Origin of the sequence: Cohnella hashimotonis (genome assembly GCF_030014955.1) — a bacterium.
In the GTDB taxonomy this organism is placed as follows: domain Bacteria; phylum Bacillota; class Bacilli; order Paenibacillales; family Paenibacillaceae; genus Cohnella; species Cohnella hashimotonis.
The window spans coordinates 1-15804 of record NZ_JAGRPV010000002.1 but is presented as its reverse complement, the minus strand read 5'-3'; the positions used below and the strand labels follow the sequence as shown (position 1 = coordinate 15804).

Annotated in this window: 11 protein-coding genes and 1 pseudogene; 2 read left to right on the top strand and 10 right to left on the bottom strand. The window is 60.7% G+C overall.

Features of this window, described 5'->3' with window-relative positions; translation table 11 throughout:
• Positions 1-88: 88 nt before the first annotated feature.
• From KB449_RS34630 to KB449_RS34620, 3 genes and pseudogenes are all read right to left on the bottom strand, one after another.
• Positions 89-2992, bottom strand: coding sequence for an SLC13 family permease (locus tag KB449_RS34630; RefSeq protein ID WP_282912986.1), 2904 nt, complete (start codon positions 2990-2992; stop codon positions 89-91).
• Positions 2993-3537: 545 nt separating this feature from the next.
• Positions 3538-4050 (bottom strand): DUF3900 domain-containing protein, encoded by a 513-nt coding sequence (locus KB449_RS36765; RefSeq protein ID WP_488192484.1) that lies wholly within the window; start codon positions 4048-4050, stop codon positions 3538-3540.
• A gap of 159 nt (positions 4051-4209) precedes the next feature.
• A pseudogene (locus KB449_RS34620) lies at positions 4210-4941 on the bottom strand (DUF3900 domain-containing protein); the annotation flags it as partial.
• Positions 4942-5115: 174 nt separating this feature from the next.
• On the opposite strand from KB449_RS34620, the gene KB449_RS34615 reads away from it, so the two are divergent.
• Positions 5116-5736, top strand: a complete 621-nt coding sequence (locus tag KB449_RS34615; protein WP_282912985.1) for a GyrI-like domain-containing protein — start codon at positions 5116-5118, stop codon at positions 5734-5736.
• Between the two features lie 98 nt (positions 5737-5834).
• Here KB449_RS34615 and KB449_RS34610 read toward each other — a convergent pair whose 3' ends face one another.
• Positions 5835-6644: a Uma2 family endonuclease gene (locus KB449_RS34610; RefSeq protein ID WP_282912984.1), complete on the bottom strand. Its 810-nt coding sequence runs from the start codon at positions 6642-6644 to the stop codon at positions 5835-5837.
• A gap of 230 nt (positions 6645-6874) precedes the next feature.
• Between KB449_RS34610 and KB449_RS34605 the strand changes: the two genes are divergently transcribed.
• Entirely contained in the window at positions 6875-7237 is a 363-nt protein-coding gene (locus tag KB449_RS34605; RefSeq protein ID WP_282912983.1) for a DUF3889 domain-containing protein, read from the top strand.
• 323 nt (positions 7238-7560) lie between these two features.
• Here the strand turns inward: KB449_RS34605 and KB449_RS34600 are convergent, their stop codons facing one another.
• From KB449_RS34600 to KB449_RS34575, 6 genes are all read right to left on the bottom strand, one after another.
• Positions 7561-8838: an ABC transporter substrate-binding protein gene (locus tag KB449_RS34600; RefSeq protein WP_282912982.1), complete on the bottom strand. Its 1278-nt coding sequence runs from the start codon at positions 8836-8838 to the stop codon at positions 7561-7563.
• Between the two features lie 54 nt (positions 8839-8892).
• Positions 8893-10494, bottom strand: a complete 1602-nt coding sequence (locus KB449_RS34595; RefSeq protein WP_282912981.1) for a response regulator — start codon at positions 10492-10494, stop codon at positions 8893-8895.
• A gap of 15 nt (positions 10495-10509) precedes the next feature.
• Positions 10510-12345, bottom strand: coding sequence for a sensor histidine kinase (locus tag KB449_RS34590; RefSeq protein WP_282912980.1), 1836 nt, complete (start codon positions 12343-12345; stop codon positions 10510-10512).
• A gap of 22 nt (positions 12346-12367) precedes the next feature.
• Positions 12368-13180 carry a carbohydrate ABC transporter permease gene (locus KB449_RS34585; protein ID WP_282912979.1) on the bottom strand — a complete coding sequence of 271 codons (813 nt, stop codon included), beginning with the start codon at positions 13178-13180 and terminating at the stop codon, positions 12368-12370.
• A 12-nt stretch (positions 13181-13192) separates the two neighbouring features.
• Positions 13193-14110, bottom strand: coding sequence for a carbohydrate ABC transporter permease (locus KB449_RS34580; protein ID WP_282912978.1), 918 nt, complete (start codon positions 14108-14110; stop codon positions 13193-13195).
• A gap of 94 nt (positions 14111-14204) precedes the next feature.
• Positions 14205-15542 carry an ABC transporter substrate-binding protein gene (locus tag KB449_RS34575; RefSeq protein WP_282912977.1) on the bottom strand — a complete coding sequence of 446 codons (1338 nt, stop codon included), beginning with the start codon at positions 15540-15542 and terminating at the stop codon, positions 14205-14207.
• Between the last annotated feature and the right edge of the window lie 262 nt (positions 15543-15804).

Sequence of the window (15804 nt, the reverse complement as noted above, 5' to 3'; positions counted from 1 at the left end):
CTATTTCTATAAAGCTATTATAACGCCCGGAGGCGACGCCGTCCTACGACCAAGTTCAGGAACGACAGCCGGGAAGGAACGGCGTCGCTCACCCGCCGTGACCGATTAGCCCGAGCCATTTCCAATAGGGCACGCAGGCGACGGTCAGCAGCAGTACCGCTAGGCCGTAGCCGAGCGCGGTCAGCTGGCCCTGGCGATGCGTAAACGAGCGGCCTTCCGCGCTATAGTAGCCGGTCAGATAGGTCGGGGATTGATAGGCGAAAAAGAACGGATCGGTCGACAGAAGAATCACAAACACGAGCACCCAAGGGTGGATGCCTGCCTGCGCCGCCAGGCCCGCGGTCGACACGACGAGCAAAATGACGGCCGCGTCGTCCCGGACGATCAGCGTCACGAGAAACGACAGCAGCACGACCGAGACGAGAAACAGCGTCGGCGAGCCGGAAAAAGCAGCCATCCGCGCGCCGAGCACGTCAGACATCGCTTCCACGACGCCGACGCGCTCGGCCACCTCGGCGAAGCTGAAGGCGACGCCGATAAACAGCAGAAACGGCCAGTCGATGCCTGTTTTCAGCGTCTGTCCGTCGAGTACGCCGAATACGACCAGCGCCGCAAAGCCGAGCAGCATAACCCAGGCATAGTCCAAGCCGTGCAGCGGCTGCAGAATGAGCAGCGCGATCGACCCGAGCGCGGCCGCCGCCGTTACCCGCTCGCTCCGGGTCCACCGCCCGATCAGCTTCAGCTGATCGTCGAGCACCTCCCGGCGGATCGGGCGTCCAGGCTCCCGCCGGCGAAAGGTCCAGGCCATGTAGCCCGCCATCGATCCGCCAAAGACGAGAAAGGCCGGCAGGGCGTAGATCAGCCATTGGAACCAGCTTACGCCGTTCGTTCCGCCGGCCATGCCCAGCGCCATCACGTTGGTGTAGGAGCCCGTCAGCACGAACGGCGCCGTGAAGCCGTAGAACACCATCGCCGTAAGCGACAGGCCCGCCATTCCGCGCGAGCGGTCAGCGAAACCCATCGCTTCGGACAGCGTGCGGGCGATCGGCACGCCGAGTCCGACCTTCGCCGAAGAGGAGGGAATCAGCGGATTCAGCAGCGCGCCGCTCGCGATAATCCCCCAGAACTGCCCGCGGTAGCTCGCGGGGAACAGCTTCAGCGCAAGCAGGGAAAAGCGGTACAGCAGGCCGGACTTCGTAATCGCCGCGCCCAACGCCAAAATGAACAGCATGTAGAGCCAGCTTGGCGAGGCAAAGCCGGACAGCGCGACCGACGGCTCGGCGACGCCGCCCGCCACCCACAGCATCGCCATGAATAGCGCGACGAGGTAGTCCGGCACGACGCGCACGATCCACATGACGACTGCGGCGATGCCGATGCCGATAAAGTCCATCCCCTGCCGGGTCAGTCCGGCAAACGGATCGGCGAAGTGGAAATACAGCAAGCCGCTCAGCGCCAGCAGGATGCCGGCGAGCCACGGGAGCCGGCCTCCGCCCAATAGCGCGCTCGCCTGCTCGACGAGCCTTTTGTTCTGCTCGTCCCGCAGCTTCTCCCTGGCCAAGCGCAGGCCTTGTTCCGCGCTCTCCGGCTCGGTGCCCGGAAGGGACTCGGCGAGCCGCATATATTCCAGCGCTTTGTGCGGACGGCCCGCCTGCCTGCACCACTCGGCTCCCCAAGCGTACAGGGCCGCGGTCTGCGCAGGCTCAAAGCGTGCGGACGCCATCTCCAGCGCGGCCTCGAACCGGACATATCCCTCTTCGCGTCCGCGCGCGAGACAATCGTCCAGATAGGCGGCAAACAAGCCTGGACGGCCGAACAGCAGCTCGTCGGGGCAGCGTGCCAGCAGGTCCGCGAGCGGAAAGCGCTGCCGGGGCGCGGCGGCCGACGCGGAAGGAGGTTGCGCGGCCCCGCCGGCATCGCCGCGGTCTGACGGCGGCTTGGCAGCAGCTTCCAGCGCTGCGGCGGTCTGGGAGCGAGCCGACGCTGCGGCTTCGTTTGCACTTGGCGATGTGCCGGCCGCGCCATGGCCGGATACGCCGGCGGCCCGGCCGCTTGAAGGCGCTGCCGCTTGTTTTGCGATTGGCGATGTGCCGACCGCGCCATGGCCGGATACGCCGGCGGCCCGGCCGCTTGAAGGCGCTGCCGCTTGTTTTGCGCTTGGCGATGTGCCGGCTGCAGCGGCGTCCAGCAGCGCGAACAGCTCCGCCCAAGCTCCGCCGTCTGCCAGTACTGCGGCGGCTGCGACCGTATCCTCCGCCGACGCATAATACTGCGCGGCTTCATGCGTTAATTGCGTGCGAGCGCCGTGCCCGTGTCGCTCGACGTAAAGCTCTGTCAGCACGGCTCGGACTGCCGGCATGACAGAGACGCGTGCGGCGCGGTCCGGATCCTGACGGATCATGGCGCGGAGGTCCGCATCCGCTTCCAGCGCGGCGTCGAAGGAACGGAGCCCAGCCAATTGCTCCAACAGCGGCTTGTCCGCAAACGGCAGCGCAGCCGCCGCGAGCATGGCGTCCGCGACCTCGGCCGGCCATCGTGCCGCCTGCTGCCGGATGCGTGCAGTCTCCGCCTCGCGCGTCTCCGTCAGCCGCGCGTTCGTCTGCGTCAGCCTGCCCGACAGCAGACGTATAAAATAAGCCGACAGCACCGCATGCTCCTCGATCAGCTGCCGGAACGTCTCTTCGCCGATCTCGAAAAGCTCCGTCTCGGCGGCGGCGACGGCGGTCGCGCTGCGCGGCTCGCCGGTCAGGAGCGCCATCTCGCCGAGCATGTCCCCCTCTTGCAATACGGTCAGCGCCCGCCGCGCGCCTTCATCCGTCTCTATATAGAGCGCGATCTGCCCGCGCAGCACGACGTACATGCCGTCCCCCGGGTCGCCTGCACTAAACAGCGTCTCGTCCGCCCGCAGCGTACGCCGTTCCAGCCGCCCGAGCACCTTGGCCAGATCCACGTTGGACAGTCCTTTAAACAGCGCGATATCCGCTATGTTCACAAACATACCTCGACTTAGCCTTAAATGATTTTGGTATATTGCCTATCCGGCTCGCACCCATACTCTCACGGCCCCATAGCGGCAAAAACTGCCGCTATCTGCCTCGCACCCATACTCTCGCGACCCATAGCGGCAAAAATTGCCGCTATGCGCTTCGCACCTACACTCTCACGGCCCCATAGCGGCAAAAATTGCCGCTATCCGACTCGTACCCACGCTCTCGCGACCTCATAGCGGCAAAAATTGCCGCTATCCGACTCACACCCATACTCTCGCGACCCATAGCGGCAAAAATTGCCGCTATCCGACTCACACCCATACTCTCGCGACCCATAGCGGCAAAAATTGCCGCTATCGACTTCGCACCCACGCTCTTACGACCCCACGCTCTCACGACCCCACGCTCTCACGGCCCCATACTCTCGCGGCCCCATAGTGGCAAAAACTGCCGCTATCCGCCTCGCACCCGCACTCTCGCAAGCACAACGCTCGCCCTGCATCGTAACCCCGACGGCACGCCCAAACCATTGCCTAAAGTTAACGTCTTAATGTCCCGGGCGCGGACGACCGCGCATGCGGGCCAGCACTTGCTCGATGTCCTCGGGATGCAGCAGCTCGATCGGGGACATGCCTTTCTCGAAGTGCAGGCCGTCGGCTTCGATCAACAGCACGTACTTGCCGTTCATGCGGGCGATATGGATCGAATCGCCGTAGTCGCTCATCTTGGCCCGGACGGCAATATCGTCGGCCTTGAACTTCAGCTCCAGATCCGGCTGATACTCCACGATATGGGCGGTCGCGCCCATGACGTCTTCGTGCGTCCACTTTTCTTGCAGCTGCCGCTTGTCGCCGGCCGCCCACATCTCGAACTCGCGCGCCTCCTGCGCCCAGCTGCCGCTGCCGCGGGCCGCCCGTGATATGCCGCCGCCTCCGCCTCCATATCCGCCGCCGCCCTGGCCGCCGCCGTAGCCGTCGCCACCTTGGCCGGCGTATGCGCCGCCGCTCAGGCCGGCTTCATCGTACCCCCCCGCACCATAGCCGGGCGCGCCATAGCCCATATCCGCGGCCGGATCTCGCTGGCGGATCGCCTCGTACTCGCCGTAGCCGCTGGCAGCGTCCGCGCCGGTCCCGTAAGCGCCGGCCATCCCGCCGTCCTGCAAGGCGCCCGGGCCGCCCATCGCTCCCGCTTCCCCGTCCGCCGCATAGCCCGTCTCGCCTTCCGTGCCGTCTCCCGACCACTTGCGCTCCATATATTCCTGCACAAGTCCCAGGACCTGATCGTTCACGATCTCAGGCTTCGACTTTTCGTACGAAACGTACTTCAAGAAATCCTCGAAATAACGCGCATGCGACGCCTGATGAATCTTCAGCTCGTACGGCTCGAGCATCCCCTCCTCCGGCATGTGGGGATACTGAATCGACTTGATGTTGCGCGCGCTGATGGCCATGTCGACCTTGGAGATCAGGCTGCGCTCGTCGGAGATGCGGGCGATCTTGGACTCGAAGTCGCACTTCAGCACGAATACGAACGGCTCGTCGAACAGCTCGTTCACCTTGGCCGCCGCCACGATAAACGCGCCCCCGCGCACCGCGCTCGTGTCCATGTAGCTCCGCAGCACGTCGTCGCACGCATAGTGGAATTGTTCCTTGGTCGTGGCCACGCGCAGCCGCTGGAACAGGTTGTAATTCGGGTTGCTCTCGGGCTCCTGCCCCGGCTCCATGATGAAGCGGCCGATCTTGGTCGGCGCCGCGGCGGTGTCCGGGTTGATGTCGGCCTTGCGCTTGGCGATCCGCGCGAACTCCTCGTCGAGAAACGACTTGACCTCGCTGTCCTCATAGTCGTAGTGATCCAGCGTTTGATAATGCTTGTATCGCTTGTTCGTGTCCGTCTCCTTGTCGCTTTCCGACTGAATGACGAAGAACGACAGGTATTGTATCGAAAATCTCATTGGATGCGGTCTCCCTGCTCTATCGAATCTGGTCCCGGCTTAGCCGCTCTAAGCCAAGTGTACCGATCGCAGCTCGGAATTGTCCAGTCCCGCCGATGTCAAAACTGCCACTGACAGCCTGTTGTCACCGAAGATACCGCAATATATGGTTATTAAAACCGGGGAGGCCCGCTCATGACCGCCAAAATCGACTATAAGAAGCAAGACAAAGCGCTCTATCTGCCCAAGGGCGAGCCCGTCATTCTCGACGTGCCCGCCATGTCCTTCGTCGCGATCGAAGGCGAGGGGGATCCGAACCGTCCCGCGTTCGCACTGGAGACGGAGGCGCTGTACGCGCTGAGCTACGCGGTCAAAATGTCGTATAAAGGAAGCGATGCGCCTGCCGGGTACTACGATTATACGGTCTATCCGCTCGAGGGCGTATGGGGCCTCGTCGACTTGACGAAGCCATCCACGGACAAAAACAATTGGAAATACACGATTATGATTCGCCAGCCCGACTTTTTGACGGAGGACGGATTCCGGTATTTCGTCGAAAAGACGGCGGCAAATAAACCAAACGCGCCACTCGATCGGCTGAAATTCATCACGATGGCGGACGGCCCGAGCTGTCAAATGATGCATACCGGCAGCTTCGAGGAGGAACCTGCCAGCTTCGCGAGGATGGAGGCATTCTGCGCGGAGGCAGGCTATCGGCGCGCGTCGAGGCTGCATCGCGAGATTTATCTGTCCGATCCGCGCAGGACGGCGCCGGAGAAGCTGCGGACGGTCCTGCGGTTTGCGGTTGCGAAGTAGGCGAGTTGTCAAAAAAAGCCTCCGGCTAGCGGCGTCCATGAAATAAATGGCGGTACGCCAGCCTTCGATCAACTTTGATCAGCCTCGACCAGCTTCGATCAGTTCAACGATGCCAGCCGCTCCAGCACGTCGCCCTTGAACAGCTCGTCTACTGCGAAGGAGAGGCACGGGAACCGCTCCGAAACGACCCGGTCCTGCTCCTCGAAAAGCTCGCCTACGCGGTAGCGACCGTCGACGAGCAAAAACTGCTCCAGCGTCCGGGCGGTCGGGTCGACGATCCAGTATTCGGATACGCCGTGCTTCTCGTAGACCGCATGCTTGCGCACCCGATCCCGCTTGCGCGAGCCCGGGGACAGGATCTCGACGGCCAGATCGGGCGCCCCTTCCACGCCGCGCTTGCTGACGATGTCCCAGCGGTCCTTGCTGACGAGCACGAGATCCGGCTGCATGACATTGGTATTGCTGAGGATGACATCCAGCGGCGAATAAAGCACAATATAGTCCGAGGTACAGCTTTGTAAGAGCAGATGCAGCTTGCCGCTGATGGCCTGATGATAAATATTCGGTCCGGACATCAACTCGAGCTTGCCGTCGAAGATCTCGTAGCGATTGCCGTCGTCCGGCATGTCCGCGTAGATCTCGTAGGTCACGACCTGCTCGCGAACCTCGCTACCCTTGGCTTTCGTGTTCTCCTTGGCTTTCGTGTTTTCCTTGGCTTTCGTGTTTTCCTTGGCTTTCGTGTTTTCCTTGGCTTTCGTGTTCTCCTTGGCTTTCGTGTTCTCCTTGGCTTTCGTGTTTTCCTTGGCTTTCGTGTTTTCCTTGGCTTCAGTGTCTTTCTTGTCTTCCTCGTCTTTCTTTTCTTTCTTGTCATCCTTGTCATCCTTGTCTTTCTTGTTCAGCCCAGTCATCACACTGCTCCCTTTAAGGAAAAAAGCGCCCCGTCAAAGCGACACGGACCCGTGCGCGGCTCTGACGGGGCGCTTCCCCGCGCCATTTATTTACCAATATTATGCTTGTCCAACTAAACCATGTCAATCTTTAATCCATTAAGATTCACGCCATTCGCTGGGCATTATCCGCTTCGATTGGGGCATAATGGTACGGTCGGCAACCGATGATCAAGGAGGTCGCAGCTACGATGAATCTGCGCTATTCCAAGAAGGTAACGGGCACGATCCGCCTGAGCTTCCTGCTCGCTACGCTGGCAGTCGCCGCCTGTACAGGTTTGGCGTTGCGCGCCGGACATGCCGATGCCGCGGACACCTCCTACCATAAGTGGAGCCTGATCGCGATCAAGGAGACCAAAGACAAATATCCGAAGGCGGCGCTCGTCGATTATTCGCACATCGGCAGAACGCAGCTCGGAGGCGGCCTCAGCGAGGAGAAATTCAAGCTTTGGCTCCGCCAGGCCGACCGGGAATTCGGCGTATTCGTGACCGTCCGGTTCAGCGACGCCGAAGATCGTCTGATCTCGGTCGCCATGAGCGAGACGCCGCGCTGAGTCGAGAGTCGTGGATAAAAGTCCCTTTTTTGATCGAAATCGCAATTTGTCGTTTGACGGCGCCCGCACGCGTTTAATTACAGATTAAGCCATGAGTCATTGGACGCGTCGTTCCCCGGGGTCGAACCCGGGCGCCGCTGCCGACTGCGCTTCGATCACGGCATTACGATCCGCGGGTAGACGAACCCCAGACACAGCAAGCCCGCATAGCCGTCCTGCCATCGAGCAGGCTCCGGCCCATCAACCTTCTCGTTCGTCTCCCGTCGCAGCGCGCGACGAAGACGGCGCCCCCTGACCGCTTGGCGGTTCGGGAGCGCCGTTTTTTAGTTCGACAAAATCTCGTTCAGACGCCGCTCCGCCGCCGCCAGTCCGCTTGCCGGTTCCGTGCGGTTTTGAATGATGCTCTGCAGCTCCTCCGACAAGGCGGTCAACAACGCTGCGTACTTGTCCGTTTTCGGCGCCGGCTTCACGGTCCGCTGCGATCGGACGAATAGCTTGCGATAAGGCAGCGCCTGATATTCCGCGCTCGTCATGACGGCCGTATTGGCCGGAATATGTCCCGCTTCCCCCCACAAAACGCTGCCGACCTCCGAAAAGTACTTGATAAAAGCCATGGCGGCGTCCCGCTTCGCGCCGGTCGCGTAAGCCGGAATGGCCAGCGTATGCGAGCTGCCCCAATGGACGTCGCTCCCGAAGATCGGCGGCAGCGGCATAATGCCTACGTTCAGGGCGGGGTTGGCCAGGTAATGCCCCGCTTCCCATACGCCGCCGAACCACAGCCCCGCCCGTCCTTTATCGAAGGAGTCCCAGGGCGTCTTGTCGTTCAGATCGCTTAAGCCTTCGGCGAACAGCCGCTGATAAAAAGCAAGCACCCGGACGGCCGCGTCGCCGGCGATCGCCGCCCGCGTGCCGTCCGGACTGAGCAGATCGCCGCCCGCCTCGTAGTACAGGTCCAGAAACGGCTCCTGGAAATACGGCGTGTTCACGGCAAAGGGCTGCACGTCCGGCACCCGTTCGCGAATCTGCCGCAAAAACCGCACGAATCCTTCCGGCGTGGCTTCCCCCAGATCGGGCGTATCGTCCCCGCCGAGCGCGCCGGCTTTGGCCAGAATGTCTTTGTTGTAGTACAGCATATGAAAATGCGTATCCAGCGGAATCGCATAATGCTTCCCGCCGAAGACGACGCTTTGCACGTTCGACGCGTCGATCTCCTCGAAACGAAAGCCGGCCTGCTCCGCCAGCCCGTCGAGCTCCGATATGCGCCCCGCCTTGACGAGCGGCGCCAGTCGGTCCGCATGGACGACGGCCACGTCGGGACCGCTGCCGAAAGAGAGCGCGGTACCGAGTCTGGCGTAATACTCGTTGGACTCGAGCCGAAGCTGCTTCACGAACACGGCGTCCTGCGAGGCGTTGAAGTCCCCGATGATGCGCTCGACGAATTCGCCCTCCCCTCCGCCGAACGGATTCCAGAAGGACAGCACCACAGGCGCCGGGCCATCTCCGCTCGCCCCGGGCAGAACGTCGCCGCCGGACGGTCCGAAGCAGCCCGACAGCAGCAGGCACAGCGAGATTGCCGGCAATGCCGTGCGCGTTCGTACCACAGATTCACGCCCCTTTCATTCGTTTTTCCCCATTCGGCAAACGGTTACATATTCTCACGGCCCGATGTCGTTCGAAGCGTCCCGGTGCAAAGCGCGGTATTCCGAAGGAGACAGGCCCGTAATTTTCTTGAACACCTTCGAAAAATACTTGGGGTCCGGAATGCCGACCAGGCTCCCGACATCCCCGGTCTTCATTTCTTGCCTCAGCAGCTCTTTGGCATTGTCGATGCGAATCCGCGTCAGATATTCCAGGAAGCTCTCGCCGACTTCCTTTTTAAACAAATTCGCGAAGTAATTTTTGCTCAGGTGCACGAAGCCGCTTATGAATTGGAGCGAGATCTCCCTGTCGTAAAACTGCCGGATGTAATTCGTCGCTTTGACGATGCTGTTGCGGTCGCTGTTGTACATCCCGGCAATATGCCGCACCAGCGCCTCGAACGACTGCTTGAACCAAACTCTGCTCTCCTCGACCGTCTCGAGTCTGGACAGCTGGTCGTAATACTGCTTTTTCAGCTCCGTCACCTGCCGGTCGTCGTTCGCCACGTCCGGCCACAGCGTCGTCAGGATCATGAGCAGCTCGAAGGTAATGATATGCGCCAGATCGGGGTCTCGGCGAACGGACAGCCGGTCGAACAGCGCATCCAGGTACGCCGCGAGCTCGGCGGATTGGAAGGCGTATACCATCGACTGAATCTGGCTGGTGCCGATGCGGAGCGGCTCCGCATGCTCCGCCGGCGCGCGCTTGCCGCCGTCGCCATGGACGATGACGCGGCCGCTTCCGAGGAACATTTTCTGCTTGGCCGCTCCCGCCGCCTGGTCGTAAGACGCCTTCAATTCCGACCATGCGCCGACGCGGCCCCCGATACCGATCGCCGCCTTCAAGCCGCATTCGTCGGAGAGCAAGGCGATAAGCGTCTCCGCCCGCCGCTTGGCGCGTTCATGTCCCGTCCCAACCCCATCCGTCTCCCTATCGCACAAGATGCAAATGTCTCCCTGCTTGTCGACAAAGACTTCATGGTCGCCGTCGTCCGGCATCCAGATCCGGCCGATCGCCTCTCTGACCGCCGCTTGCCGCTCCTCGAAGCCCTGCCCCTGACCGGTCGAATTCAGACTGATGAGCAGCACGCAGGCCGAGCGAGGCGGAGCCAACCCTGCAAGCCGGGCGCGCTCGTCGCATTCGGCAGGATCGTAGGCCGCGCCGTCCGCCAGCTCCGCCAGCAGCCGCTCCTTGCGGAGCCGCTCCGCCTGCGGATCGGATGCTTCGGCGCCGCGCGCAGAGGCGTGCAGCTTGTCCTTGACGTTCAGCAGCGCCTGCTCGAAGTCGCGCGGCATCATGTCCGACTTGATCAGGTACTCGGAAACGCCGTGCTTGATCGCTTCCTTCGCATATTGAAAATCCTCGAGATTGCTGAGAATGATGATCTTCATGTCCGGCGCGGTCTTGCGCACCTCCGCGATCAGCTCGATTCCGCCCATGACGGGCATCTTGATATCCGTGATCAGAATATCGGGCGGCTCATTCCCGATCAGGGCCAGCGCTTCCCTGCCGTTGGCCGCCTCTCCCGCGAGCCGCAGCCCGATCTTGTCCCAATCGATCATGGACCGGATGCCGTATCTGACGATCGGCTCATCCTCGACGATCATAACGCGATGCATGCCGCTTCCTCCTTCCTAGGTCATCAAGGGCAGCCGGATCCGAATCCGCGTGCCTGCGCCCAGCTCGCTCTGTATCCGGATTCCGTATCCCTGCCCGCAGATGAGCTTGATCCGCTCGTCGACGTTGGCCAGCCCGATCCCGCCCGGCTTGTCCTTGCCGTCTCCCGGCTGCTCGAGCATTTTCTGCGCCGCCTTCGGGTCCATGCCGACGCCGTTGTCCGCGATCTCGAACAGGATGCCGCCGCCAGGCTCGCGGGCGCATGCGATCTCGATCCGGCCGCCGCTCTCGCGGCCTTCGAAGGCGTGCATGATCGCGTTCTCGATGAGCGGCTGCAAAATGAGCTTGGGCGTGCGGAGCAGCCTGACCTCCTCGGCCATCTCGATCGACGTCTCGATGTTGAAGTTGAAGCGGAACTGCTGGATGCCCAGGTAGCATTGGACATGCTCTATCTCTTCCTCGACGGTCACCGTCTCTTCTCCTTTGCCCAGACTGATGCGGAGCAGGCGGGAGAGCAGACTGACCATCTCGGCCGCGTGATTCGCCTTTTGTATCAAGGCCGTCCACTTAATGATATCAAGCGTATTATACAGGAAATGCGGATTGATTTGCGCCTGCAGCGCCTTCAGCTCCGCCACCCGCTTCTGGTCCTGCTCGACATAGACCGCATGCAGCAGCTCGTCGATGCGCGCGACCATCGCGTTGAAGTTGCTGCCCAGCTCGTCGAACTCGTCGTACCTGCGTTTCGTCTGATAACGCGTCGACAATTCGCCGTCCATCACGCGTTTCATAAGCCGGATCATCTTGAGGATGGGCTTCGTAATCGAGCCCGCGAGCACGATGGCCGCGATGATCGAGAAGGCTATGCAGAACAGCGCGATAAGCAGAATAATCTGCAGCAGCCTGTCGGAGTCCTGGTACAGCGCCGACTTGGATATGACGTTGACGACCATCCAGTCGTTCGTCGTGAGCTTCTTGACGTTGACGATAAGCTTGCTGCCCCGATACGTCAGCGGAAACTTCAGTTCCTCGGCGCTGGCCTCTGCAATCTGCGCATAGCCGCGCTCGCCGAGCACCTCGGTCACGGACCGGCCGATCATCGCGTTGTCCGGATAGGAGACCAGCCGGCCGCCCCCGTCGATGATGAAGCTCTGCAGGTCCCGGTTATTGCTCGCGGCCTTCGAGACGAGCTCCTTGATGACGTCTTCGCGAATGTCGAGCACGGCCGCGATGCCGAGCGGGCTGTCGTCCGATATTTTATAAAGCTGTTTGGCCAGCGAAAAGACGTACGTGCTCTGCGAATTCAGACTGTCCACGTAGGTGCCGTAGCGCGTCGGAAACCAGCGGAAGCTGCTGCCATCCTCGAGCGTCTGCAAAAAGGGCCGCGCCGCCTGCTCCGTCCGCTCGCTCCAGCGGTAGATGCCTTTGATATAGTGCTGCCTGGATACGAACGATATGGATTGCACGTCCTGGTTGATCGCCACAATGGTCGAGAGCTTCGTAGTCAGCGACAGGCTGTCGAGGTCGTACTGCGCGGGATCGGCGTCGTCGAGCTTGCGCAGCATGGAGACGATCTCCGCGTTGCCGAGCACCTGCATCATCATTTCCTTGTAAATGCCAAGACGCGTGTCCAGATTGTCGGCCGTCTGATCGAGCAGATGCTCCGAATACTCGGTCGCCTTCTCGTTGATCGTGGACCTGGAGATCGAAAACGAAATAATTCCCATGACCACGAGCGGCGTCAAAGAAAACAGAAATAAAAGCAGCATCCACTTTGCGCGCATGCTGCTTTTCCATATGAATATCGGCGACAAAACGCGTCTCCACAGAGGCGCGTCGGGTTCATGGTTCATGCGTGCAGCCTCTTCTCTGCGATTATCCCTTCACGCCGGACATGGATACTCCTTGCACGATGTGCCGTTGAAGCAGCACGAATACGATGATGGTCGGGATAGCCGCGATCGCGCTCGCCGCCATGATCAAGTTCAGGGACATCGTATTATTCGACAAGAAGGTCGGAAGCCCTGCCGAGAGAATCATGTTTTCCGCCGAAGTGATCGACAGGTACGGCCACAGGAAGTTGTTCCACGATAAGATGAAGTAGAAAATGCCGACGGATATCATCGCCGACCGCGTCAAAGGCAGGCACACGCGCCACCACAGACCGAAGCTGCGGCTGCCGTCGATCTGCGCGGCCTCCAGATAGTCCCTGGGCACGCCGTCCATGAATTGCTTGAGCAGCAGGATGCCGATCGGATTGGTCAGTCCCGGCAGGATGATGGCCCAGATATTGTCGATCAGCTTGAGATGAAGCGCCGTCTCGTAGAGCGGGATCAGGATGGCCTCCGTCGGAATGAGCAAGCCGGATGCGATCAGGACGAAGAAGAGGCCGCGCGTCCTGAAGGGCAGCTTGGAAAACGCGAAGGCCGCCAGCGAGCTGAACAGGACGGCGATGACCGTCGTGAGGACGCCGATGACGACACTGTTCCAGGTCCAGCGCAAAATTTGCGAATCGCGAATGACCTTCGCGTAGTTGTCCGCGTTCAGGCCCGACCAGTCTACCCAATCGGACAGCGAATACACGGTCGTGCCGTCGGGCTTCAGAGAGACGAGCAGCATCCATACGAGCGGAAAAACGAACAGCAGCGCCAGCAGCGCGGCCGCGATATTTAAAAGCCACCTCTTCATGCGAATCTCTCCTCATCCGTCTTTCCGGTCGGTCAATTTAAACTGGATCGCGGCGATCATCAGCATGATGACGCAGAAGACGATCGATTGCGCGGACGCGAGTCCGAACATGTCCTTCTTGAAGCCGGTCACATAGATGTAGCGGATCATCGTATTCGTCGAATCGCCGGGTCCGCCGCCCGTCATGATCTGTACCTGGCCGAACAGCTTGAGACTGCCGATCACCTGATAGAAGATCTGAATCTTCATGACGCTCGACAGACCGGGCATCGTGATATGGCGGAACCGCTGCCAGGCGCCCGCTCCGTCGATCTTGGCCGCCTCGTAATGATCGGGTGGAATCTCCTGGAGGCCGGCCAGGAACAGGACCATGACAAATCCGACGGTCCACCAGTCCGTCACGATCGTAATCGCCCACCAGACGAGCCCGCGGTCGGTGAGCCAGTTGGGATGACCGGCGCCCAGCAAGCCGAGCAGCGCGTTCACCGGGCCGTTTTTCGCGTCGAAAAGATGCAGCCAGATGAAGCTGATGACCGATACGGAGAGAACGTACGGCAGGAAAAAGGCGGAACGGATAGCCGTCCTGAATAGAATACGCTGATTGATGATCAAGGCGAGGATCAAACCTAGCACGATGACGGTAGGCGTACACAACAATACGAAGTAAAAGGAATGCCACAGATAGAGGTAAAAATCGGGATTGTTGAAAATCTTCTCGTAGTTTGCGGCGCCGACGTATTTCTCCATTCCCCGAATGCCCCAGACGTGAAGGCTCATCCATATCCCGCGATAGACGGGCCACAGATAAAATACGGCGAACGGGATCAGGAAGGGCATCAAATACATGATGGCCCTGAATTCGGTTCGCAGGCGCAGCGGCTCGCGTCTTGGCGCCGCCGCGGCTTTGCGCGCAGTGATTTGCGTCTCCATTCGCATTCTCCTTATGCGGTACTTCTGTCTGTGAAACGGAAGAGGAGGCCGCCGGCGCCTTCGCGCCTTGCAGCTCCCTCCCCCGTGCGCTTTTTTAGTTGTCCAGCACTTCGTTAATCTGCTTTTCCAGGTCTTTCAAACCGTCCTCCGGCGACTCGCTGCCGAAGATGATGTTCTGGAGCGACTCGGAGATTGTCGTGACGATTGTCGTGTATTTATCCGTCTGCGGCGCGAACTTGACCGTCTTCTGCGCTTCGATGAACTGGTCGCGATACGGCAGGCTCTTGTATTCGTCGCTCGCGGTGACGTTGGCGTTGGCCGGTACGTGGCCCGCTTTGCCCCAAGTCGAGCCGCCGACTTCAGAGAAGTACTTCATGAACTTTGCGGACGCTTCCTGCTTCTCCGCGGACACATAGGAAGGTACGATGAGAAGATGCGAGCTGGCCCAGTGCGTCTGGCTGCCGAAGATCGGCGGCAGCGGCATCGCGCCGATGTTTTTGGACGCATCGCCGAGCAGCACGCCCGCTTCCCAGACGCCGCCGAACCAGAAGGCCGCCTTGCCGTTGCTGAAGCTGTCCCAAGGGTTCTTGTCGTTAAGGTCGGCATATTTGTTTTTATACACGTCCATGTAGAACTTCAGCACCGACAGCGCCTTGTCGTTGTTGATCGCGGCCTTGGTCATGTCGGCGTTCAGGATGTCTCCGCCCGCCTCGTAGTACAAGTTCAGGAACGGCTCCTGGAAATAAGGCGTATTGACCGCCAGCGCCTGAATGTCCGGCACCTTGGACTGGATTTGCGCGAGCGTCTTCTCGAACCCTTCCGGCGTCATCTCGCCCAGCTTCGGCGTGCCGTCTTCGTTCAGCAGATCCGCCTTTTTCAACAGGTCCTTGTTGTAGTAGAACATATGGAAGTGCGTGTCGAGCGGTACGGCGTAGGGCTTGCCCTCGTAGGTGACGCTCTGCAGGTTGGAGGAGGTAATCTGCGACAGATCAAAGCCGACCTTGGAGGCGAGCTCGTCGACCGGCACAATCTGCTTGGCCTTCACGAACGGCGAGATGCGATCGACGTGCGCCACCGCGACGTCCGGTCCCTTGCCGGAGGAGAGGGCCGTGCCGAGCTTGGCGTAATACTCGTTGGATTCCAGGCGAAGCTGCTTGACGACGACTTCCTTTTGCGAATCGTTGAAGCCCTTGATGATCTGGTCGACAAAGTCGCCCTCGCCGCCGCCGAACATGTTCCAGAACGTGATCTCGACGGCGCTGCCTCCGTTGCCGGCGCTTGCGGCCTGGCTGGATGCAGGCGCGGATGCGCTGCCGCTCGCGGGCGCAGATGACGCTGCGCCGTTGTTGTTGCCGTTGCCGCAGCCGGCCAAAGCCAGCGTCAGCGCCATGCCCGTCGTCAGGAGCGTCGCGGATTTCTTTTTCATCTTCATGTATGAGCCCACCTTTAGGAGAGATGCGTGCCGAGAAAGCCTCGCTGTAAGTGCTTTCTTCAAGGTTAACTTTAACTTTGGCAGGGCTTGCGAAGAACCGACGATCAGCCGTTCCTGATGCGACAAAATACAGATGTTGCCGACGGCCGGGGCAAAGCGAGGTGGAGAATGTTAAGGACGGTGGCGAAACTTACGGTCGGTAGCGGTCGAGACCCGCGGGCGGCGAGGCTTACGGTCGAGCGGTCGAGACCCGCGGGCGGCG

Coding starts and splice junctions, on each gene's coding strand:
- KB449_RS34605 (WP_282912983.1), top strand. CDS start 6,875: ATGAATCTGCGCTATTCCAAGAAGGTAACGGGCACGATCCGCCTGAGC.
- KB449_RS36765 (WP_488192484.1), bottom strand. CDS start 4,050: ATGGGCTATGGCGCGCCCGGCTATGGTGCGGGGGGGTACGATGAAGCC.
- KB449_RS34585 (WP_282912979.1), bottom strand. CDS start 13,180: ATGAAGAGGTGGCTTTTAAATATCGCGGCCGCGCTGCTGGCGCTGCTG.
- KB449_RS34575 (WP_282912977.1), bottom strand. CDS start 15,542: ATGAAGATGAAAAAGAAATCCGCGACGCTCCTGACGACGGGCATGGCG.
- KB449_RS34615 (WP_282912985.1), top strand. CDS start 5,116: ATGACCGCCAAAATCGACTATAAGAAGCAAGACAAAGCGCTCTATCTG.
- KB449_RS34580 (WP_282912978.1), bottom strand. CDS start 14,110: ATGGAGACGCAAATCACTGCGCGCAAAGCCGCGGCGGCGCCAAGACGC.
- KB449_RS34590 (WP_282912980.1), bottom strand. CDS start 12,345: ATGAACCATGAACCCGACGCGCCTCTGTGGAGACGCGTTTTGTCGCCG.
- KB449_RS34595 (WP_282912981.1), bottom strand. CDS start 10,494: ATGCATCGCGTTATGATCGTCGAGGATGAGCCGATCGTCAGATACGGC.
- KB449_RS34610 (WP_282912984.1), bottom strand. CDS start 6,644: ATGACTGGGCTGAACAAGAAAGACAAGGATGACAAGGATGACAAGAAA.